The 18,162-nt window shown below is 49.4% G+C and carries 25 protein-coding genes; 3 read left to right on the top strand and 22 right to left on the bottom strand.

Annotated features, from left to right (window positions below; all coding sequences use genetic code 11):
* Window positions 1-52: 52 nt before the first annotated feature.
* From JNC80_RS18500 to JNC80_RS18445, 12 genes are all read right to left on the bottom strand, one after another.
* Complete coding sequence (locus JNC80_RS18500; protein ID WP_376711219.1) at window positions 53-268, bottom strand: hypothetical protein; 216 nt, start codon at window positions 266-268, stop codon at window positions 53-55.
* A 36-nt stretch (window positions 269-304) separates the two neighbouring features.
* Entirely contained in the window at window positions 305-1,981 is a 1,677-nt protein-coding gene (locus JNC80_RS18495; protein WP_376711218.1) for a Fic/DOC family protein, read from the bottom strand.
* A gap of 5 nt (window positions 1,982-1,986) precedes the next feature.
* A complete protein-coding gene (locus JNC80_RS18490) occupies window positions 1,987-2,196 on the bottom strand; it encodes an antitoxin VbhA family protein (protein WP_138787522.1) in 210 nt (69 codons plus the stop codon).
* A gap of 40 nt (window positions 2,197-2,236) precedes the next feature.
* On the bottom strand, window positions 2,237-2,425 hold the full coding sequence (locus tag JNC80_RS18485; protein ID WP_376711217.1) for a type II toxin-antitoxin system prevent-host-death family antitoxin: 189 nt from the start codon (window positions 2,423-2,425) through the stop codon (window positions 2,237-2,239).
* A 124-nt stretch (window positions 2,426-2,549) separates the two neighbouring features.
* The gene (locus JNC80_RS18480) at window positions 2,550-2,984 is read right to left on the bottom strand and encodes a Ros/MucR family transcriptional regulator (protein ID WP_376711216.1); all 435 of its coding nucleotides are present in this window, start codon (window positions 2,982-2,984) and stop codon (window positions 2,550-2,552) included.
* A gap of 123 nt (window positions 2,985-3,107) precedes the next feature.
* The gene (locus JNC80_RS18475) at window positions 3,108-3,281 is read right to left on the bottom strand and encodes a hypothetical protein (protein ID WP_376711215.1); all 174 of its coding nucleotides are present in this window, start codon (window positions 3,279-3,281) and stop codon (window positions 3,108-3,110) included.
* 386 nt (window positions 3,282-3,667) lie between these two features.
* Window positions 3,668-3,919 carry a type II toxin-antitoxin system prevent-host-death family antitoxin gene (locus JNC80_RS18470; RefSeq protein ID WP_376711214.1) on the bottom strand — a complete coding sequence of 84 codons (252 nt, stop codon included), beginning with the start codon at window positions 3,917-3,919 and terminating at the stop codon, window positions 3,668-3,670.
* A gap of 4 nt (window positions 3,920-3,923) precedes the next feature.
* Complete coding sequence (locus JNC80_RS18465; RefSeq protein ID WP_376711213.1) at window positions 3,924-4,292, bottom strand: HVO_A0114 family putative DNA-binding protein; 369 nt, start codon at window positions 4,290-4,292, stop codon at window positions 3,924-3,926.
* Window positions 4,289-4,582: a toxin-antitoxin system TumE family protein gene (locus JNC80_RS18460; protein WP_376711212.1), complete on the bottom strand. Its 294-nt coding sequence runs from the start codon at window positions 4,580-4,582 to the stop codon at window positions 4,289-4,291. The genes JNC80_RS18465 and JNC80_RS18460 overlap by 4 nt, the downstream gene beginning before the upstream one ends.
* Before the next feature lie 49 nt (window positions 4,583-4,631).
* The gene (locus tag JNC80_RS18455) at window positions 4,632-4,859 is read right to left on the bottom strand and encodes a hypothetical protein (RefSeq protein ID WP_376711211.1); all 228 of its coding nucleotides are present in this window, start codon (window positions 4,857-4,859) and stop codon (window positions 4,632-4,634) included.
* Window positions 4,828-5,103, bottom strand: coding sequence for a hypothetical protein (locus JNC80_RS18450; protein ID WP_376711210.1), 276 nt, complete (start codon window positions 5,101-5,103; stop codon window positions 4,828-4,830). The genes JNC80_RS18455 and JNC80_RS18450 overlap by 32 nt, the downstream gene beginning before the upstream one ends.
* A 13-nt stretch (window positions 5,104-5,116) precedes the next feature.
* Entirely contained in the window at window positions 5,117-5,956 is an 840-nt protein-coding gene (locus JNC80_RS18445; protein ID WP_376711209.1) for a methyltransferase, read from the bottom strand.
* A 753-nt stretch (window positions 5,957-6,709) separates the two neighbouring features.
* Between JNC80_RS18445 and JNC80_RS18440 the strand changes: the two genes are divergently transcribed.
* Window positions 6,710-7,150 carry a hypothetical protein gene (locus JNC80_RS18440; RefSeq protein WP_376711208.1) on the top strand — a complete coding sequence of 147 codons (441 nt, stop codon included), beginning with the start codon at window positions 6,710-6,712 and terminating at the stop codon, window positions 7,148-7,150.
* A 49-nt stretch (window positions 7,151-7,199) separates the two neighbouring features.
* Here the strand turns inward: JNC80_RS18440 and JNC80_RS18435 are convergent, their stop codons facing one another.
* The 7 genes from JNC80_RS18435 to repA form a co-directional block, all read right to left on the bottom strand.
* A complete protein-coding gene (locus tag JNC80_RS18435) occupies window positions 7,200-7,412 on the bottom strand; it encodes a hypothetical protein (RefSeq protein WP_376711207.1) in 213 nt (70 codons plus the stop codon).
* A 640-nt stretch (window positions 7,413-8,052) separates the two neighbouring features.
* Entirely contained in the window at window positions 8,053-8,328 is a 276-nt protein-coding gene (locus JNC80_RS18430; RefSeq protein ID WP_376711206.1) for a lysozyme inhibitor LprI family protein, read from the bottom strand.
* 21 nt (window positions 8,329-8,349) lie between these two features.
* Window positions 8,350-8,787, bottom strand: coding sequence for a type II toxin-antitoxin system VapC family toxin (locus JNC80_RS18425; RefSeq protein WP_376711205.1), 438 nt, complete (start codon window positions 8,785-8,787; stop codon window positions 8,350-8,352).
* Entirely contained in the window at window positions 8,787-9,035 is a 249-nt protein-coding gene (locus tag JNC80_RS18420) for a type II toxin-antitoxin system VapB family antitoxin (RefSeq protein WP_376711204.1), read from the bottom strand. The genes JNC80_RS18425 and JNC80_RS18420 overlap by 1 nt, the downstream gene beginning before the upstream one ends.
* 504 nt (window positions 9,036-9,539) lie before the next feature.
* The gene (gene repC, locus JNC80_RS18415) at window positions 9,540-10,754 is read right to left on the bottom strand and encodes a plasmid replication protein RepC (protein WP_376711203.1); all 1,215 of its coding nucleotides are present in this window, start codon (window positions 10,752-10,754) and stop codon (window positions 9,540-9,542) included.
* Window positions 10,755-10,908: 154 nt separating this feature from the next.
* The gene (gene repB / locus JNC80_RS18410) at window positions 10,909-11,907 is read right to left on the bottom strand and encodes a plasmid partitioning protein RepB (RefSeq protein WP_376711202.1); all 999 of its coding nucleotides are present in this window, start codon (window positions 11,905-11,907) and stop codon (window positions 10,909-10,911) included.
* Between the two features lie 67 nt (window positions 11,908-11,974).
* Window positions 11,975-13,147, bottom strand: a complete 1,173-nt coding sequence (repA, locus tag JNC80_RS18405; RefSeq protein ID WP_376711201.1) for a plasmid partitioning protein RepA — start codon at window positions 13,145-13,147, stop codon at window positions 11,975-11,977.
* A 1,279-nt stretch (window positions 13,148-14,426) separates the two neighbouring features.
* On the opposite strand from repA, the gene JNC80_RS18400 reads away from it, so the two are divergent.
* Entirely contained in the window at window positions 14,427-15,140 is a 714-nt protein-coding gene (locus JNC80_RS18400; protein WP_376711200.1) for an IS6 family transposase, read from the top strand.
* A gap of 63 nt (window positions 15,141-15,203) precedes the next feature.
* Here JNC80_RS18400 and JNC80_RS18395 read toward each other — a convergent pair whose 3' ends face one another.
* The 3 genes from JNC80_RS18395 to JNC80_RS18385 form a co-directional block, all read right to left on the bottom strand.
* A complete protein-coding gene (locus tag JNC80_RS18395; RefSeq protein ID WP_376711199.1) occupies window positions 15,204-15,497 on the bottom strand; it encodes a type II toxin-antitoxin system RelE/ParE family toxin in 294 nt (97 codons plus the stop codon).
* On the bottom strand, window positions 15,497-15,751 hold the full coding sequence (locus JNC80_RS18390; protein WP_376711198.1) for a type II toxin-antitoxin system ParD family antitoxin: 255 nt from the start codon (window positions 15,749-15,751) through the stop codon (window positions 15,497-15,499). The genes JNC80_RS18395 and JNC80_RS18390 overlap by 1 nt, the downstream gene beginning before the upstream one ends.
* Before the next feature lie 80 nt (window positions 15,752-15,831).
* Window positions 15,832-16,956 carry an RHE_PE00001 family protein gene (locus JNC80_RS18385; protein ID WP_376711197.1) on the bottom strand — a complete coding sequence of 375 codons (1,125 nt, stop codon included), beginning with the start codon at window positions 16,954-16,956 and terminating at the stop codon, window positions 15,832-15,834.
* Window positions 16,957-17,235: 279 nt separating this feature from the next.
* Between JNC80_RS18385 and JNC80_RS18380 the strand changes: the two genes are divergently transcribed.
* A complete protein-coding gene (locus tag JNC80_RS18380) occupies window positions 17,236-18,156 on the top strand; it encodes a recombinase family protein (protein WP_376711196.1) in 921 nt (306 codons plus the stop codon).
* The last annotated feature ends 6 nt before the right edge of the window (window positions 18,157-18,162 follow it).

The raw sequence follows: 18,162 nt of genomic DNA, 5'->3' as shown, positions 1-18,162 counted from the left end.
ATTATCCGGCGGTTTGTCATCTTCATCGAACCGCCGAGACAAACATATCGGTTTAGCGCCAGACTAATTCTGGTTTTGGATAAACAAGCATAGTTTCAGGCTTCAAGCATTTTTTGCCATTGTAGACTCCGCCCTCTGATACTGGCTTTCCCTGATCAGTGAGACATACGGCTGTCAGGTCATAATGTACGGGAGTCGTATCTGTTGTGGCAGTGGTGCAGCCTGAAACGACAAACACAGCCAAAGCCGCAAAAGAATTATATTTCATATGTGATCCTCGAAGATTAATTGGAAATGGAAGCCGCTATATTTCAAAGCCTTTTGATGGGGATTGCTCATGTGAATGGGCGCGGGCATGCGATTGCGTATTAGCTTGCTCGATAGCGCTGGCTCGCGAACCAATTGTTTCTGCGTAAGCAAAGCTTCTGCACAACTCATGTATTTTATGATTTGGAAAATTTGGGAGAACTTGGGACAAGCGTTCCCGATCCAGACCTTTCGAACCGTCATGCGCTTTGAAGTGCGTTCCCATATCTTCGACAAAACTTCGCAATTCCTGAATTGCATTTTTGTATTCGCCTCGGGCGATGATTTCCGAAAGCGTATGACTGGGGACGTTATCGACCATGCGGACAAGGGTTTGCGCTTGCTGTGACAAGTCGTTGACCGGCTGGCTCATACGCTGGCGAAACCGTTCCTCGTCGCGCGTCAGGTCTGCGGTCATTGTATGATGAAGCTTGCCGTAATCATGCATGGCCGCAACGGCGAGCGGCAGCATGTCGATCGCCTTTTCTCTGGCCGCATCAGCACGGCCGAAAAGATTTTTCGTGCCATGCAGTTCGCCTAGACTTTGAGGATGGTTGCGGATTTCCTGCGCGAATTCTGAGACCGGTCGGCGCTCGACCTCGATGCGCCTTTGCAGCTCGGCCAGTACGGCTTGCGGATCTTGCCAGACTGCGGCGACTGCTTTTGCAAGGTCTGCTCTGAAGGATCGGACTTCTGGCAGCGTCTCGATCCTTTCAGCCACGCTCTGCGAGACGCTTTGCGGCCAATCATGCACTGCGGAGATCAATGGGCTTTGGTGAAGGTTCTGCACCTGTTGACTGAGCCCGGACGCAACAAAGGTAATTTCGTCGCCTGATTGCGGACGGGGTTCAGGCAGATCGATGACATTGCCAACGATGATCGAGCCATCATAGCGCTGCATCATGAAATTCGGTCCGGCCGCGCCGGTGAACCGGCCATGATAGCCTTCGCCGGGTTCAGTCGTCGCCATATAGGTTCCATCCCATGAAGTGACATGGGGAGCCTGAGCCGGCCGGAATTTTTCTATCGCTTTTTGAGCGACTTCGAGGGCATTCACGCGCTCCGGGTTTGCGATTTCTGCGAACATGCGGCGCATGGGAGCCAGATCGCCGTCTTCATGGGCGGCGATGGAAACGACTATCATGCGCTCGGCGGATATGACGCCGAAGTCGAGGGGATGGCCGGCCTGCTCGCCAAGCGCTTCGAAGAATGCGCGTTGCGTGCGGCCGTTGCCTTCGCGGAAGGGATGAACTGAATTCAGCCGTGCGAAAGCATCGGCGGCTTCATTGGTGAAGGTCTCGCGATCGAGGCCGCGCAAAAGATTGCGCGAGTGCAGATCGGATATGAGGCTGTTTAAGCCGGCATCAATCTGCCGATTGACGGCGAAGCCCTTGCCGCCACGCTTCTGCATGGTCGGCATTGAAGCCTGCGAGCCGTCGGCGAAGGTGAATGGCTGGTGGCGCAGCTCACCAGCCCATTCAAACACGTCCTGAAACAGATGCTTGTGCAGCGCCTGAAGGTGGGCTTTATCGAAGGTCGGTGCGGGGCCGCGCCCTTCATCGAGCTGAACAGCGCGAACCGATACGACACGAGCCACATGGCTTTCGAGCATGTCGTAATCGGTAATATTTTCCAGATTCTTGAGCGTATCGCTTTCGGGATAGGTGAAGGACATTGCGCTTAACGTCCGCGCAATGCCTTAGCCTGTTCCAGCATTTCATCGGAATCGATTTTGCCAGCGATATAAGCCTCATAAATCGGGTCCATTTCCGGACCTGCGGCGGCACCTTCGATTGCGTTCGAGCGAATAGCACGCCGAACGCTCTTGCGGCGGCGCTCCATTTCCTCGGCGCTGATTGCCGGGGTGTGGGTCTTATATGCAAGTGCCATGATCATTCCTCACATTGTTCGGTCTGTCCGTCCTGCGCTTTTAGCGCTGTGTGTTTGGCTCGCTTTGGCTTTCGGCAAGCTGTGACATGCGTTCATACTGATCAAAGGGCAGGATAACGACTGTTGGCCTGCCATGCTTTGTCAGCGTAATCGGTTCACGCATGGCTTCATCATGATAGCGCCCGAACTGGCGCACAAAATCGACGCTTGTAATCGTCTTTTCACTCATGAGCTTGCCACTCGCATTTTTGCAATACTTATATTCTGCATAATACAGAATTTGCCAAAAATATCAATGAATGCCGTGTGTTACATGATAAAAAAAGCGCGACTTGACGACACGCGATCGCGCCTTATGCGGCGCGTTTGCGTGTTTTTCTCTTGTGTCCCAAGCCCATATCTTTTGCGAGCTGCGAACGCGCTGCGGCATAGCCGGGGGCGACCATTGGATAATCTGCGGGCAAGTTCCATTTTGCGCGATATTCGTCAGGCGTCATTCCGTGCTGTGACGACAGATGGCGCTTGAGGGATTTGAATTTCTTGCCGTTTTCAAGGCAGATCAGATAATCGGGTGTGATCAATTTTTTGATTGGCACGGCCGGAACAAGCTTTTCCTCCTGCGGCGGGGCTTCGAGGCCGGTGACAAGATTACTCAATGACTGATGCACTTGCCCGATAAGAGAAGGCAGGTCAGCGACTGGCACGGGGTTATTGGAGACGTATGCTAAAACCAGATCTGTTGTCAGTTCAACGAGATCGGTGGCGGTATTCTTATGCTCTGGACTCATTTTCTACTCCTTTGGGGGGGATGGCAAAGGCTTCGCCTTTGCTATCGCATATTTTTCATGGCTATGAAAAAGAAAGCCTGCCGTGGCGGGCTTTTATCAGGGGGCGAAGCCCCCTGCCCCGCCTTAGCGGGTTTTTTTGTTCCATTCGGCACCGACTTCGATTTTCACGAATGCGGGAATCGAAAGCGTCAGCTTGATGGTGAAACGGCCGTTTTTGACGAGGGGCTTGACGAGCTTGGCGATGTAAGAGCGGATGCGGCGGCCGGTGCTGGCGAGGAATTTGAAGATTGCGTTCATGATGAGCTCCTTTGGTTGTCTGCGTTGATCGCAGGTCCAGGATGGCTCTCGGCGTTGAGCGCTGTTGCACCCTTCAGGGCCGTAGCGAAGCGAAGGACTTTGTGCGGCGTGAGTTTTGGAGCGGCTTTGGCCGCGGCCGCGAGGAGCCTGCTTGCAGGCGGGAAAAAGTCTCGCCGCACAAAGTTGCAATGGCGCGGCCGGGGGTCAAAGTGACCTGTATTAGATCAATGCTGACAACCAAAGGGGCGGTGATCGCGATCGTTCGCCGGCATTGGCTGCTGTGTCTGCTCGCTGGCAGGCTCGCACCCGGAAAGTCCGTTTCACCATCAAGCTGACGCTCGGGCCGCGCTGATAATGCTGCCGGATTCAGGGAACAAAAAACCCCGCTAAGGCGGGGTTCCTCTTTCATCCAGAATGTCATTGATGCCGTGCATCAATTCTGCCTGAACGCTTTGCGGGGCATCATAAAGGCCGAAGGCTTCGGCCTGTGTTTGCCCCATCAAACGCCGGTAGGCGTCGGCGGTAATGATGACGAGTTTTTCCTTGCCGCGCTTTGTCAGCACGACCGGCTCAATCATGGCTGTTTCCAGAATTTCGCCGGATGCGCGGTTCATATCTGAGAAGGAAAATTCTTTCATGCCGCTATGCCGCTTTTGGGGCGCTCATAATCATATCAACATGGATATTTTCAAACGGGCAGGACAATGCACCGCGTTCATCCTTCTCGATCAAACCGAGTTCGATCAGGGCGGCGGCATCGACGTGAACGCGCTTCACATCGCGATTGAGGCGGCGTGCCAGTTCTCGGACGCCTATCTTTCCAGCGCCCAATAACTCATTGATCAGATTCCAGCGAAGCCCTGTAAGTTGAGAAAAGAACGCTCCAGGCGTTTCAAAATTCAATGTTTCGCCCTGATAGGCGTCGCTCGTCAAACCTTTTTCAGCACGCTTTCCAGCCTCGCGCAGCGCTGTTTTCCAATCTGCGTTTGTGGTGATCGTCAATTCTCTCATGACTGCCTCCTGCGTTCCACTTCGGCAAGGAAGTCCTCAATAAGTTGCCCTATCGTTGTGAAGGTGTAAGGGTGTTCCTGCCCGTCTAAATGCTTATGGTCGCCTTTGCCGCGTTCATTGTCGAAACCGACAACACGGATTCCTTTTTGAATGTAGACCATTCGATATTTGAAGCCGTGTTCTGTCGGCGGAACGGGTGAAGGCACTTTCCAGATAACGAACTGAATTATGCTTCCGTCAGCCTCGACGCTTCTATGTTCGGTTATCTTTGTCGCCTTCATGTTGTCCATTATGCCAACAACCTAGCGCGTTGTCAAGAATGCCAACACTCAATGTTTATTATCTATAAAGCGGCATCATGCGCCTGTTGCGCAACTCTGCTTGCTTTGTCTCGAAGCGATAGCCGTCCCATTCGTTCCAGCATTCCCAACCTTGGGGGGGTGCTCTGCCGTACCATACGCGCACTTTGACGCGCTCATGATCAAGGTGGGCAACAATCTCGACGGTGAATGTTCCGCCCATGCCTGACGGGGTGTCATAAACTTCTATCTGACGGCGCTTTGACATTACTGCGCCCCCCCCTGATGCGAATGGTTACGGTGCTGCGGCGGATCTCCATACGTCCGGAGCTTGTGCGCTCATTGCTCTCGATGACAACGCGGGCGGTGTCATCGTTGCGCTCGGTGATTGAATAATGTCTGTATTTGCTTGCGCCTTTTGACCATCCGCGCCGGATGATTTCGGCCATATGGCGCTTGTCGGTTGCGGTAATGTGATAGCCTTCGATCAGGCTGATGCTGATTTTCGACATGGTGCGCCCTCCCCTATAGCAAGGCCAATTGTTCGGTGTGGCTTGTCATCTGCACGATTGGGCGGCTTGCGATGCGCTGGCGCTGCTGGCGCTCTTTTTCGCGCGCTTCGGCAAATTCGAGGCAAATGATTTCGGTGATGATGCGTGTATCTTTCCAATCGCTGGCATGAATTGAAGTGTCCACGCCTGCCCCTGCTTCCATGACAAGGCCGGTCAGTTTCTCGAAGTCTGTGGCGCGGCCTTTATCCTTGCGCTCGTAGTAAGGGCGGCCGGAATATTGGAAGCTTGCGGACTGCTGTGGCACGATGAAAGTGCCGTAGTCGGCCATCTGCGACGCAATATCAATGACGTGAAATTCAAAGTCTGCGCCTTTGTAGCGCGGTGCGTCTGCGCTTCTGCGAACACGTCCGAAGGGCGGATTTCCGATTGCATAATCGAACATCTGGCCGTTGAGTTCGTCGTTCCACCATTCGCGCCAATCGAACACATCGGCACAAATCCAGCGGGCATCAGGGACGAGCTTTTTGCCGATCTCGACATAGCGGTGGTTTCGCTCAACGCATATGATTTCGGTCGGCTGGTTTCCCCATTTGCTGCGCTCTTTGACGAAATAGGACAGCACGCCAATGCCTGCGCAAAGGTCGATAACGCGACCGGTGCCAACGTCGATTGCAAAATCGGACGCAAGATCAAGGGGGGTGAAGAAAGCGCCAGCGGCTGCATTGTTGCATTCCGCGCCTTCATGCCAGTTGTTAAAAACAAATTCCCTTTCGTCCTCGGTGAGGCGACCTTTTGAAAGGATTGCTTCAGCTTCGGCATGGGCTTTGCGCTGTGCTTTTGTCAGTTTAGCCATTTTGATTTCCTTTTTTCCTGATCCCGGAGGGGCAGGAGCCCCGCTCCTGTTCCCGAGCAGTCGGCGAACCGACCGGAGAGTGGGGGGCAACAGGCAAAACCGGAGGGGGATCACCCGCCCGAAGGGACGGGCATTTGCGCGGATCCTGCGCGGCACGCGCTCAATCCGTGCAAATGTCTGGTGCTGCACAAAGGCTGACCAAGCGGCTTTGCCGCCTGGTCAGTCTGCGGAAGTACGGGGAGACCGGTTTTGGCTGTTGCGGGGGAGAGACCGGTGGCCGATCTCTTCCCCATTCAGCAACAAGGTGAGCCGCGCAGCGGCTTTAATTGAGGGGGTGGCGCATTGGCGCCGCCCTCCCCGCGTCAGTCGATCGTGACCCTATGGGCCGAAACGGACTTGTCGTGCGCCTTGGCGTAGCAGCAGAAGGGTGGGCTTGGTTTCCAAGACCGGCCATTGCGTTGCGCAGACTGGCAAACGGCGAGGCTGGTTCGGTGAGCTGGCCGACAGGGCGGCGAATAGAGAGCGGTGCCATAGGCAGACGCCATAAATATTTGCAATTTCATCCATTTCGAGGCAACAGTTTTAGACAATATATCGATTAAAAATATTGGGGGTTTTTATGGGGCAAGCCAAGCAGAAGAGGCTTTCATTAGAACGGTTTCTGAATAACCTTTCTCGTGAAGAGAAGACAATCTTCAAAACATCGCAAGACCTATTTAACAATGTCATTAAACTCAGAAATGTAACGGGAATGTGCTATCATTCTACGTTTTTTTATATGAGTATCTAAAGGAAGAGCACTGCATTTCGACCACACCGATTATTGGTTACATCAATGATGGTACTGATGACGTAATGATGTCTCATGCGTGGTTGGAATATAGTGGCACGAAGACCGATGTGAGCCTTGGCGTTACAGCCAATCCTATATTGTGGCCTACGGGTGAGGTTATAATCCTAGATCGCGTCATATATTCGGGGCACAATTATTCTTATCACGTCTCAATGACAGACGCTGGATTACAGACTCATTATGACATGCTTAAGGGTCCTGATTCCGCCTTGGTTCAACAAAAAGCAGAAGAACATTTGGAGATGTTGGCTCGCGCAAAAACGCCCCAATCAATTCGTTCTTATCTTGATGGCGCTCCTGCTGGTCTGCATTATGATGAACTGTCGAGTGCTATATCCTGAAAGGCAGAATGCTATTTCAGGAGGAGCCACAATAGGAAAGATCCGTTATCTAAGTTGCTGATCTGAGAAACTGGACGGTCGAAAAGACGAGCGCCAGGGGCGCAAAGATTGGCGAACCGGCAAGAAGGATTAAAAAGGTGAGCCAACGGCCTGCGGCCTTTGTTGGCAGTTTTATGTTGGTTTGCCGCGCCGTTGCCTCGGCAACGGGCGCGGCAAACATTGCGGCAAAAGCGATTGACAGACCTGTGATCGGAATAGCCATGCTTGTTCCGGCTCTTGTTTGCAGGATGAAAAAGATGAATGTCGCGGCGATCAGGAGTCCGGTTAGCGAAGCTCGCCGGGCGTAAATTCGCCGTGACATTTTCGGACGGCTCAGATTGTCCCTGACCGTTATAAGATACTGCCCTGCCCCGTTACCAATCATGGCTTTACTCTGCTGCCTACTGTGCTGCGCGCAGGCGTGGGTTGATGCCCTGTTCTATTTCGCTTTACTGTGCGCCCAATGTGAGTTCGATCACTTAGGCGATTGCCGAGCATTTCGGCATAATCATAGATCTGGCTGATTGATTCGACCTTCAGCTTGGCGGTGAATTGTGTACTACGACTGGTAGTGCGCTTTCCCCCCCCCCCCGACTTTTTGGCTCTCCATCATCAACAATTTCTGGCGCAACAATTTTTCGTTCTTTCGCCTGTGCCGGAGCCTTTTTTTTGCTTCTGGAGCGTGCCGAGCTACGAAACCGGAATCCTTCGCCACCTGTTTGACGGATGCTTTTACGGCAGGATTGATTTCTTGTTTAACCAGTGCGTAAGGGAATAGCTCTGCAATTTTTGAAAGTAAAAAAACTTCTTTGGGGCTTCATTGAAGAAATGGCAGGCAGCGCGGTTTTGGCATGCCAAAACCATCATTCATCTTCAAAAACCTGAAGGTTTTTGGCCGCTTGCTGCGGGTTTTTCCGGCACAGTTGCTTATTCTTATTAGAAGCATGTTCACAGGCGTAGGCATAATTGCTTAATTGATAGCTTGGTGCATCTGGAAAAGCACCGGACGCAATATCAAGAAATTCCTGAAACTCTTTTGACTGGCACCGGTTGCCGCTTGCGCCGCAATTATAGGCACTGTCTGCGAAGGCAGGCATAGAAAAGAGAGAAACTAATGCAATTAGTGTAATGCTTTTCATAATGCCTGTCCTTTGTGCCGCTTAGGCTTTTTCAATATCAGTTTGGCTAAAGTCGTTGCCTTTGAACAATAGCGGTAAACGCAATTCTGTAGCGCTTGCAAAAGAGAAGCAATCACCAAAATTGAGTTTAGCAGGATGCCCAACAAAGCGGCCAAAGGTTTTGGCTGCATCAAGAGCGCGTTTATGTGTTGAGCCGCCTATTGCAACTTCTTTCGCACCAATTGTGCAAAGAAAATTATCAACTCGGGTTTGAACCTGTTCAATCAGTGCCGGCGGGATTGGCTTTTGATCGCCGTAACGTGCCGTTGCGGCAATGCGAGCCAAACTTATAACCGCTTCAAAAACAGAAACAGACGAATAAGCCTTTGTACTTGAACAACCTTCAATCTTGCCTAGGAAATATCCTGCATCTTCTTCTTCGTTCAGAATTGCAACAATAACAGAAGCATCAAGAAACATTACAAATCCCATCCTTCATCCATGAAAGCTTTATGATCATGTGGGGTCTTATTTTCCCCTATAAGCTCTCTCATAGATGCCTGTATTTCTGCCACGCGCTCGGCCAGCGGCTTTTCATTAGCATGACGGTTGAGTTCATTCTGAATGGCGCGGCGAACTGCTTCCGTCTTGCTCGGCGCATTGGTAACTTTCATAAGTTTGATCGCCATTTCATTAACGGCATTATCTTTGACATATAAACCAGACATTGATTTGCCTCCGGTATATCCAATTTTAAATATACGAATATACTACAAAGTATATACTAAATTTGCAATCATTTTTTGAGGAAACGGGGCCGAAAAACCGCGCCGTAAATCAAGAAATAAATGCCTTTGAAGCATTACCGGGCTTCATGCAGCGTCTGGCATTTCGTCCGATGTGTCAAGGTTCACAGGCTAAGAAACCTGCAAGAGAGGTGGTAGCCATTTCGTGCCTTTTAGAATTTTCTCGGCCAGCTTTGCAGCATCTGCCTTGCTTGATGATTGCATGACTTCGCATTCTGCATCATTACCTTTCAAAAGGCCAACGATGCGTTGTATTTCGTTGCGCGAAACCTATCTGAAATAGCTATCTGCGGTCGGTGTCCACCAGTCGCGCATATCCAGATTAAGGGCTCTGCAAGCTGATTATTCTTATCCAATACCATCGCTGAAAACCGCTTAAGTGACATATTACTAGAAATGAACAGAATATTTACCCAAACGCTGTTCTCATGCTGAGATCCTCCCTAAGGTTATTGCACCATTAGTTTTCAATCCAGCCACCAACATTGATCCAACAGAAAACTCCCCTGCCCTTGCTTTCTCAGTCAATGAGCGGAGATATCCGCCCGCAGAGTTGATGTGCTTTGTGCGTTGAAGAATGCATGCGATAACCACAGCAGCATTTTCTTGCCCCAGCACATCAAGCGCATCCTCGTATGCAGACGGGGAAATGCCGAGGAACCCGCTAACTTGAGCGACCGTTCTCATCAAATCTCGCCAGCTAGCAATATCTTCGGCCGCATAATCCAAAATATCCGGACATGCCTTTAGGATCAGCCCAAGTGGATACCGTTTCGGCGGCTCCACAGTTTTTGTTCTTGGCTGAACCTTGCCATTGTCTTTATCTAAAGCAGGTACAAGTTCAAAATAGGTTTCAGTATTTGATTCAGTATGCTGCCGCCCAAATTGGTGATCATTGGCGTCCATATTATGATCATTATCCAATTTTATCAGCAAGTTATCCACATTTGAGCGTACGACTTCTAATTCGGTCAGAATAGCCTGCAGCTCTGCAATGCTGGCGCGACGAGGAATTGCATCCACAATGGTTCTGAAACGCTGCCAAAGGCTTCCCCAATTCCCTTCAACGCCTTCTTCCACGGCCACCTCGATGAGTTTGGAGATGTCCCTGCGTTGTAGAGAAATGCGTTCGCGTGTCCGCTTGAGCTGAGAAGCCTCAAACCGAACTTCTTCAGCCGCCTGGGCGATTTCATCAGCACGTGTCAGCAAAGGTGCAAGAGACAGCCCAAAAGCTTCCTCGATGTCCCCTGCCCTGCTCTTGTGGGCATAACGCTTACCGTTTGGACTATCACGCCGCAGGATCAAGCCAGCATCGATTAATGCCGTCAGGTTACGTCGCAGAGACGTACCAGGCATTCCATGCGCACGCAGAGAAAGTTGTTTGTTTGATGGGAAGACAACAAGCCCATTCTCTTCGGACAGCTCATTGTCTGGATAGAACGACAACAAAGCCGACAAAACGGCTAATGCTCTATCGTTAAGAAATAACATAGATTTGGCTTCGCATAAGTCGCGATATAGCTGCCATTTATCGACAGCCTTGGCTTCTTCAACTTTATTGCTCGAAACCCTATTCGCATGCACAAGGGCAAGCGTCATCGGCCGACCACCAAACGGGGTCGTTCCTAATCCTAATTGCATTTGCCTTCACCTTATTAAAGGCAAAAGAAATCCGTCCGCCTAGAACGACGTTAAAACGCTTGACAGTGATTCGTGAAAATGCGATTCAGAAGGTGCTTAGACTTTTGAAGGGCTCTCACGATGGCAACGTCGCGGGGGCTTTTTCTTTTGCGGTTTAGTCTCCGTTATTAATTTTCGATTTCTTGAAGTCTCCATAAAGGCTTTCAAGTCTCTCTGAAAGCCAATCACCAAAGGCTCCTGCATCGTCACTCTTGAACGACACATCCACCTTCTTTGGCTTCCGATTCATAGTAAAGTTGACTGATTTGTCCTGAGACATCCAGGACTTAACCGGTGAAGCCAATTTAACCTTCTTCGGCTTCGTCTTGGCTGCGGCTTTCAGGTGGTCAAATACTTTAGCAAATCGGTCGTCGGAATTCTTGATTTCCGTGAACTCAGGAGACTGTAAATAGGCCATCAGCTCCCCTCCCCCAGTTTTCTCGTACTGAGATGCGAGTTCAGTCCAACGGTCACGGCCGACGGCTTTCGCAGATCCGATAATATCGATTACATTCAGAGGTATACGCTTTGTGACAGACAACATGCGAGTGAGCATTGGGTTGTCTGTAGATAGAGCCGCCTGAACCGTTTTACGGTCATAATCGAGATCGATGAGCTTCTGAGCGAAAACGGCCCGTTCGATGAAAGACAGGTTATCTCTGGCGCTGTTTTCCTGACCCTGAGCGATCACATGGACGGCATCATCTATCTTCTTGATGATAGCCTTCACAGGCTTGTTGAGTTCCTTGGCAACTCGAAGACGGCGATGACCAAACACTACCATGTAACGGGCTTCATCATTTGGATGCGGCCGCACTAATATAGGTGTGTCCTGCCCCTGTTCGCGAATTGCTGCCAAAAGCTCTGTATAGGCCTCCTCGCTGCCAGCCATGCGGTCTGACACAAACGAGGTGTCTACGAGGCTGGTGTCTAGTTCGACGATAGAACCACCATCGAGCAGTTTTTCAGCTCTAGCAGCCTGTGCGGATAACTCGCCAATGGATGAGAGCATAGACTTGCTTGCACCGCGCATTGCATAGTTGGACGATCCCGTGTCTTTCGGTCGATCCGAAACTGGCGAAGTAAGATTCATGAGAACGTCTTTGCGGGCCATCTTATTTGTCCAATTCAAACTAGTAATTTGATTTTATTGCCGTTTTCACTATATGTACGGCTGACAATCAGTTTCTCCCCCATGATTTATGGATAAGGTTGGTGATTTCTGAGTTTACAGCTTCAGCAGATTCCCATGCTCGATCATATGTCGAACGCGTCATTGAGCTTCTCTCAACTTCATAGAGTGTTTGCTTTGTCAAACCAGCATCTGAAATAGCAGTCGTCTTCAGCATTTGATTTTTAAGCATTTGCTCGGCGAGCATCGATTGCATGAAGCCAACCATTTGAGATTGCGGGATATCAGCTGGTTCAAAGCGAGTTACGAGGTATGAGAACCAGTCGAGCTCAACGTTAATCCCAGCCCCTTCGATTGTTGTCAGTATGCCGCCAAGCATCAACAAAAATTGGGACATCGACATCAAATCCAACATCTGTGGATGCACTGTAATCAAAACGGACGTTGAAGCCGTTAGCGCGGTCAGTGTCAGATAACCAAGCTGAGGCGGGCAGTCGATGACGACGACATCATACTGATCGTCGACCTGAGCGAGAGTTTCACCGATCCTTGTATAGAAGGTTCTCCCCGCCGCTGGGTTTTGCTGGATGGCCAGCGGGGTATCGTATTCGTATTCTTGCAGTTCGAGGTTAGCAGGTACGATGTCGAGCAATGGGAAGTTCGTTTTCCGGATCACATCGGCAAGGGGCTTACGCTGATCGTCATATCGAAGGCTGTCGTAATATGACAGATTGCGATCCAACTCAGGTTGAATGCCATGAAGGGCGGTCAACGAAGCCTGTGGATCCAGATCGATGGCAAGTGTGCGATGACCTGTCAGAGCCAAGTGCTGAGCAAGATGAGCTGCAGTTGTTGTTTTACCGGAACCGCCCTTAAAGTTGACGACAGAAATTACCTTAAGCTGGTCGCCTGGCTTACGACGAGGAGACCGATCTAAGAAATTCTGGAGATCATGCATCTGTTGAGCGGTATACGAACGACGACCCGTCGAGGATGTTTCTGGCTCAACGCCCCCCTTGCCTTCCAGATGCAATCTTTTGATATAGCTTTGCGAAACACCGATAAAATGAGAGACTTCGGCAATGGTAAATTGACGTAAAGTTTTTTGAGCATTCGGTGGGAATTTCTGGACACGCAAATTATCAAGGCGACTTGATATCTCTTCACCCTGCGCTAAAATAGTCCGCGCAAAATGCTGCTTTCCCTGAGAAGCGATATCCATAGCCTACATCCTTAAGTAGCGATTTTTTTGACAAAATGTCGAAATTATCGATACTATGCACCGATTCCGGATTAACATCAAGGAATTTAAAGTTAACAAATGGTTAACGGCACTTTAGTTTTTCATAAAGGCTAACTTGCATATCCATATAAAATTAATTTGCCACAATTCAATCTATTGATTTCGCTACGTTATTTAATTTATGTACGGCTGACAATCCTCATTTAAGGAGCCTAAGTCCAAGATGATATGCAACGTAAGGCATACATTCAACGACTTATATTTCAGCCTTGAATGCATGGCTTGCTTTGAGGCATCTCACTATTTCATATAGTGATCGAAACAACCTCTAAAGTCACCATATTAACGACCTTGCTGGGTAAACCGGCCAGCTGAAGTACCTCCGATGTGGCAGATTTCGGAGATATAATCGCGATTGTAAAGTTCAATTATTTTCCATAGACTTTTAAAGTTTTGTTCAAAGATGAGCTACCATTCATCGCAATCCATGTTACGAATACTACTTCCATATTAACTAGCAGTCTCTGAAACTAATTCAACCGCATCATTTATAGTATGCTACTTACAATTACATAGCTGGCTGGCAAAGCGTCTCCATGATCATCCAATTGACCCTTTTGAAGCAAATATCTACACCATCACTAATTGCACGGATTAATAACTAATAGATGATATTATCAATCACGAATGTGCGCACGAAAGTGTAGATAATTTGCTTTGGTGATATTTTTATTATTTGAATTCCTGTCTGAATGGTTTGCATCTTCTTCATTGAGGCGTTTTGTGGCACGGTAGCTTAAACCGACTCTAAAGCAAAACTCGATCATTAATGCTGTTTCTATCTAGCTTTCAGGTAGACCCACTCCACATGTTGTCGGCTGCCTGGTGATATTCGCAGTGGAGGGATGAAATAATCTTGCTATGTGAAAATAATGAAAATTGTAAATCAGGCTGTGCATTGATGCGAAGCGTTGTAAATGTTCCGCTTACTTAAAGCGTAATAGGGCGACACGCTGCGGATTGTCATAAATATCTCATACCTGATCGATCCTCACACTTGACTTGCTGATCGCAAAGCCCGTCTTTCTGACAGGTTGAAGCGGCTGGCGCGTACTACTCATGACGGTGCCATTTCTCACGGCAGTATTGAGGATGGAGCGCTAAGGATCGGCAGACTAATCGCCAATGTGCCTGAAAATGCTAAGGTACGGCACAGTTACCTTAACTCTGGCGCAAGCATAAGCTGCGAAAATAGGCCATGATCGAATCTCGTTCCTCACTTTATCACCGCCATCGTTTCCCTGCTGAGATTATCGCGGAGGCGGTATGGCTGTATTATCGCTTTCCTCTTAGCTTTCGCATGGTCGAAGATATGCTGGCTTACCGTGGGATCCTCGTCACCCACAAGACGGTGCATGAATGGGCGGAGAAGTTTGGACGTGAATATGCCAATACGATCCGTCGCCGTACCCCACGTCTTGGTGATAAATGGCACCTTGATGAAATGGTCATCACGATCAAGGGTGAGAAGCATTTTCTGTGGCGCGCCGTTGATCAGGATGGCTTTGTACTCGATGTTCTTGTTCAGAAGCGCCGTAACACCAAGGCTGCCAAGCGTTTCATGCGTAAACTTCTACGCGGCCTGGGCTGTTCAGCCCGTGTCATGGTCAGCGATAAGCTGAGATCTTATGGTGCTGCCAAACGAGAACTGGGGATGAGCGTTTGCGAGCATCGTCAGCACAAAGGCTTGAACAACCGCGCTGAGAATTCGCACCAGCCCATCCGACGACGAGAGCGGGTCATGAAGCGCTTTAAAGCAGCGCGACACGTGCAACGCTTCACATCCATTCACGACCCGGTCTACAATCTCCACTACTTTCCCCGCAACCTTCTCTCCTCAGCAGACCATCGCGAGCTGCGTCAGACCGCCACAAACATGTGGCGTGAAATCGCATGCCTGAAAGCTGCATAATTTCAGCGTCATAGACAAAATTGCGGACTTGCTCAGGTTAACGTAACAGTGCCATAACGATGCCTAAGTAAGATTTTCAGCCCAGTCTTCATGTCCATGACGAACTCGTATAACCAAAATCGATCCACTATCTTCAATGCGATATACGATAAGATGAGCTTTAAACGGGTGAATTCGAACTGATGGAGAAATTTCGGTTCTCTCACGTGCCATTCGGGGATTATCAGCAAGCAGATCAAACATTATGAACAACTCATTATGATACTGCTCAGCCTGCGCAATTCCGAATATGCGCGCACCCTGTTCAGCAATCGTAATGATATCTTCTTCAGCAGCGCGGGAAAGAATAATACGCATTATTCGCTGTCAGGTGTTGTTGCCACACGTGCAACGGCCGCTGCAAAAAGTTGATTTTTAGACCGGTTGCCAAGACCACTTTTGAGACCATCATCAACAAAGCGCTGCATAGCCGCAATTTTGTCATTACGCATTTGGTCCTTGCGGATAAGGTCACGGACATAATCGCTACTGTTAGAATAACGTCCAGTCTTTGCCTGCGTCTCAACCCAATCTTTCATTGGATCTGGCAGAGATATGTTCATCGTAGCCATTCGAGCCTCCATATTGCGTTTCATTTAACTCAATATGGCAAAGTTTGTCAAATTGGTGCTATGCAAAGTATAAGCAATTTTCATATCACTCCCCAACCGCGATATCGTCCTCTGCCTGTGAGTTCGCGAACCCCGAGCTCTGCAATCAGGTTAAGAGCACCACGCGGTGTGAGTTTTGCCTCTTTGGCGATCATCGCAGTTGACACGATTGGCCGTGACAGGATCAGGTCAATAACAATGGGAAGGCTGCTTGAGGAGCGGCGCCCCTCAAGGCGTCGCTGCATCTGTTCGCGCGCCTGTGTGAGACGAATGATCTCCTTCATACTTATCTCTGCTGCTACGGTCATTGCAGAAAGAAACGCCAGCAAGCGTATTGTCCGGCTTTGCGAGCGGCGACGATCTCTTGGAATTGTTCTCAAACCAACATTAAAACTCAACAGGTGCGAAGATACCTTGCCCTTTGCACGAAGATAGCCACCCACCAATTGCGCCCCAATCCAATGCTGGTTTTGCAATGGCTCAAGGCTTTCCCAAGCATCATAAATAAGTGCTGCTCCGAGAGTTATCGGAAGCCCCTCAACCTTTTTAATCAATTCCTTCCACTGCAACAGACGAGCTGGTTCATCCCAATCGCTATCCCGGAGCAACAGGTCACCCACGATCAAAGGCTTACTCATGGCGGTTTGCTTTGTACCGCCAGCGCTATCTCGCTCAAGCAGCTGTTGCGAGCGATTAAGGATTTCATCCATCTTGGCTATTTCTATCGCCAGAAGATCGACGTTATCACCTGCCAACGGACTGTTTTCGGTGTCTTTAGGAGTTTTTAAACTGAGATCATTGCTAGCTTCTGCAACAACAGTCTTGTGCCGCGTCAGAGCGTCGATACCGGCATTACTCAATGCCCAACCAGGTTCGTTGATCGCAATACGCCGGCGTGTCCGTAAAATCGCATGAGCAATCGTTAATTCATGGGTCGGTGCTCGAATATCCATATGAGCATCATGCAAAACCAGATCCTCAATATGGACAAGCTCCCCCGAAACCCACATCGCAGCAACTGCATCGCGGAAATGTCCACGCTCAACAGCCCCCTCCCCCACCGGACTAAAGCGCACGATCTCATCCAAACGTGCAAGTCTGTCTTCCGCCATCGCCATGGTCGAAAAGAGTGTCTCGAAGGGTAGACTTTTGATTTCATAACTCATTGTAAACGCATTCATTAATTCTTATTAATGAAGTTATCATTAATTTAATTTCTGTCATAGCCTGAATATGAATGAAACATCTGGAATGCAGCTACTTTGCGCCCATACAATTGAACAGCAGGCGTAAATTTTCATCACAGCGACTGAAAACCTTGCATTTGCCGTGTTGTATTGCTCTGTCAGACGAGTAAAAAGCGTCAAGACACGTTTACAAAGGATCATTTACTACTACATTCCTGATTTGTAAATTCTTCAATAAACCGCTCTAAGGCTAAACAAATGGCTCCAGACACCCAAAAACAACGCTTCCATCGGGCACACGGACGCATTATTGGCTATGCACGCGTTTCAACCGATGAACAAACCACTGATGCACAAGAAATAGAGCTTCGTGCGGCCGGTTGTGACCTGATTGTAGTGGAACATGGATCCGGTGCCTCACGGATACGCCCTTCCCTTTCCAAACTACTGCACGAGATTAGCAGCGGCGATACATTGATGGTTGTTAGACTCGATAGGCTTGCACGTTCAGTCAGCCATTTGCTCGAGGTGATAGAAGAATTGACATCCAAGAATGCTAATTTCCGATCCTTGCGCGATCCTATTGATACATCGACGCCACAAGGAATGTTTTCACTCCAGGTTCTTGGTGCTGTTGCACAGCTCGAACGCGCACTGATATCAGAACGTACAAAAGCCGGCATAAAAGCGGCTAAGGCAAAAGGTAGGCTTCCAGGCAATCCTGGTCTGCGTGAACGGAACCCTGAGGCTTTGGCCAAGTTGTCGGCGATCCAAAAAACAGCTTATGGTGCCCGCATACAAGCAACCGCGAACCAATGGTTGCCAATAGTACGAAAAATGCGTCCGGATCATACCTGGGACGATATTGCCCGCCTTCTCAAACAACGTGGCCTAAACTGGACACCAGAGCGGTTACGTCGTGCCGTTAAATGGCTGGTTTCCGAACATATGGCTGATGCAAATTTACTCAAAAAATCTCTACCGCGCTTACCTGAAGATCGTTTAATGACACTCGTTGCTGGTATATATGCAACAAATCCAGACCTCACCCTGAGAGAGATTGGTGCCCAACTTGAGCGCCTGCATGAACGAACCCCACGTGGTGGCACCAAATGGTCCCCCTCTTCAGTCAAAAACCTGATTGATCGTGCCAAAAGAACAGGTTTGCTTGAGATATGAGATTTA

Origin of the sequence: Pseudochrobactrum lubricantis (assembly GCF_041929865.1) — a bacterium.
GTDB classification, from domain to species: Bacteria; Pseudomonadota; Alphaproteobacteria; order Rhizobiales; family Rhizobiaceae; genus Pseudochrobactrum; species Pseudochrobactrum saccharolyticum.
The sequence above is the reverse complement of the archived record's forward strand: the minus strand, read 5'-3'. Positions and strand labels throughout refer to the sequence as shown.

What these genes read in the sequence shown, in the direction of transcription:
- JNC80_RS18490 (WP_138787522.1), bottom strand. Translation starts at nt 2,196, where the DNA reads ATGGCACTTGCATATAAGACCCACACCCCGGCAATCAGCGCCGAGGAA.
- JNC80_RS18430 (WP_376711206.1), bottom strand. Translation starts at nt 8,328, where the DNA reads ATGAAAAGCATTACACTAATTGCATTAGTTTCTCTCTTTTCTATGCCT.
- JNC80_RS18485 (WP_376711217.1), bottom strand. Translation starts at nt 2,425, where the DNA reads ATGAGTGAAAAGACGATTACAAGCGTCGATTTTGTGCGCCAGTTCGGG.
- JNC80_RS18400 (WP_376711200.1), top strand. Translation starts at nt 14,427, where the DNA reads ATGATCGAATCTCGTTCCTCACTTTATCACCGCCATCGTTTCCCTGCT.
- JNC80_RS18480 (WP_376711216.1), bottom strand. Translation starts at nt 2,984, where the DNA reads ATGAGTCCAGAGCATAAGAATACCGCCACCGATCTCGTTGAACTGACA.
- JNC80_RS18460 (WP_376711212.1), bottom strand. Translation starts at nt 4,582, where the DNA reads ATGGACAACATGAAGGCGACAAAGATAACCGAACATAGAAGCGTCGAG.
- JNC80_RS18395 (WP_376711199.1), bottom strand. Translation starts at nt 15,497, where the DNA reads ATGCGTATTATTCTTTCCCGCGCTGCTGAAGAAGATATCATTACGATT.
- repC (WP_376711203.1), bottom strand. Translation starts at nt 10,754, where the DNA reads ATGCAATTAGGATTAGGAACGACCCCGTTTGGTGGTCGGCCGATGACG.
- JNC80_RS18470 (WP_376711214.1), bottom strand. Translation starts at nt 3,919, where the DNA reads ATGAAAGAATTTTCCTTCTCAGATATGAACCGCGCATCCGGCGAAATT.
- JNC80_RS18445 (WP_376711209.1), bottom strand. Translation starts at nt 5,956, where the DNA reads ATGGCTAAACTGACAAAAGCACAGCGCAAAGCCCATGCCGAAGCTGAA.
- repB (WP_376711202.1), bottom strand. Translation starts at nt 11,907, where the DNA reads ATGGCCCGCAAAGACGTTCTCATGAATCTTACTTCGCCAGTTTCGGAT.
- JNC80_RS18420 (WP_376711204.1), bottom strand. Translation starts at nt 9,035, where the DNA reads ATGTCTGGTTTATATGTCAAAGATAATGCCGTTAATGAAATGGCGATC.
- JNC80_RS18390 (WP_376711198.1), bottom strand. Translation starts at nt 15,751, where the DNA reads ATGGCTACGATGAACATATCTCTGCCAGATCCAATGAAAGATTGGGTT.
- JNC80_RS18435 (WP_376711207.1), bottom strand. Translation starts at nt 7,412, where the DNA reads ATGGCTATTCCGATCACAGGTCTGTCAATCGCTTTTGCCGCAATGTTT.
- JNC80_RS18455 (WP_376711211.1), bottom strand. Translation starts at nt 4,859, where the DNA reads ATGTCAAAGCGCCGTCAGATAGAAGTTTATGACACCCCGTCAGGCATG.
- JNC80_RS18495 (WP_376711218.1), bottom strand. Translation starts at nt 1,981, where the DNA reads ATGTCCTTCACCTATCCCGAAAGCGATACGCTCAAGAATCTGGAAAAT.
- JNC80_RS18380 (WP_376711196.1), top strand. Translation starts at nt 17,236, where the DNA reads ATGGCTCCAGACACCCAAAAACAACGCTTCCATCGGGCACACGGACGC.
- JNC80_RS18450 (WP_376711210.1), bottom strand. Translation starts at nt 5,103, where the DNA reads ATGTCGAAAATCAGCATCAGCCTGATCGAAGGCTATCACATTACCGCA.
- JNC80_RS18500 (WP_376711219.1), bottom strand. Translation starts at nt 268, where the DNA reads ATGAAATATAATTCTTTTGCGGCTTTGGCTGTGTTTGTCGTTTCAGGC.
- JNC80_RS18385 (WP_376711197.1), bottom strand. Translation starts at nt 16,956, where the DNA reads ATGAGTTATGAAATCAAAAGTCTACCCTTCGAGACACTCTTTTCGACC.
- JNC80_RS18465 (WP_376711213.1), bottom strand. Translation starts at nt 4,292, where the DNA reads ATGAGAGAATTGACGATCACCACAAACGCAGATTGGAAAACAGCGCTG.
- JNC80_RS18475 (WP_376711215.1), bottom strand. Translation starts at nt 3,281, where the DNA reads ATGAACGCAATCTTCAAATTCCTCGCCAGCACCGGCCGCCGCATCCGC.
- JNC80_RS18425 (WP_376711205.1), bottom strand. Translation starts at nt 8,787, where the DNA reads ATGTTTCTTGATGCTTCTGTTATTGTTGCAATTCTGAACGAAGAAGAA.
- repA (WP_376711201.1), bottom strand. Translation starts at nt 13,147, where the DNA reads ATGGATATCGCTTCTCAGGGAAAGCAGCATTTTGCGCGGACTATTTTA.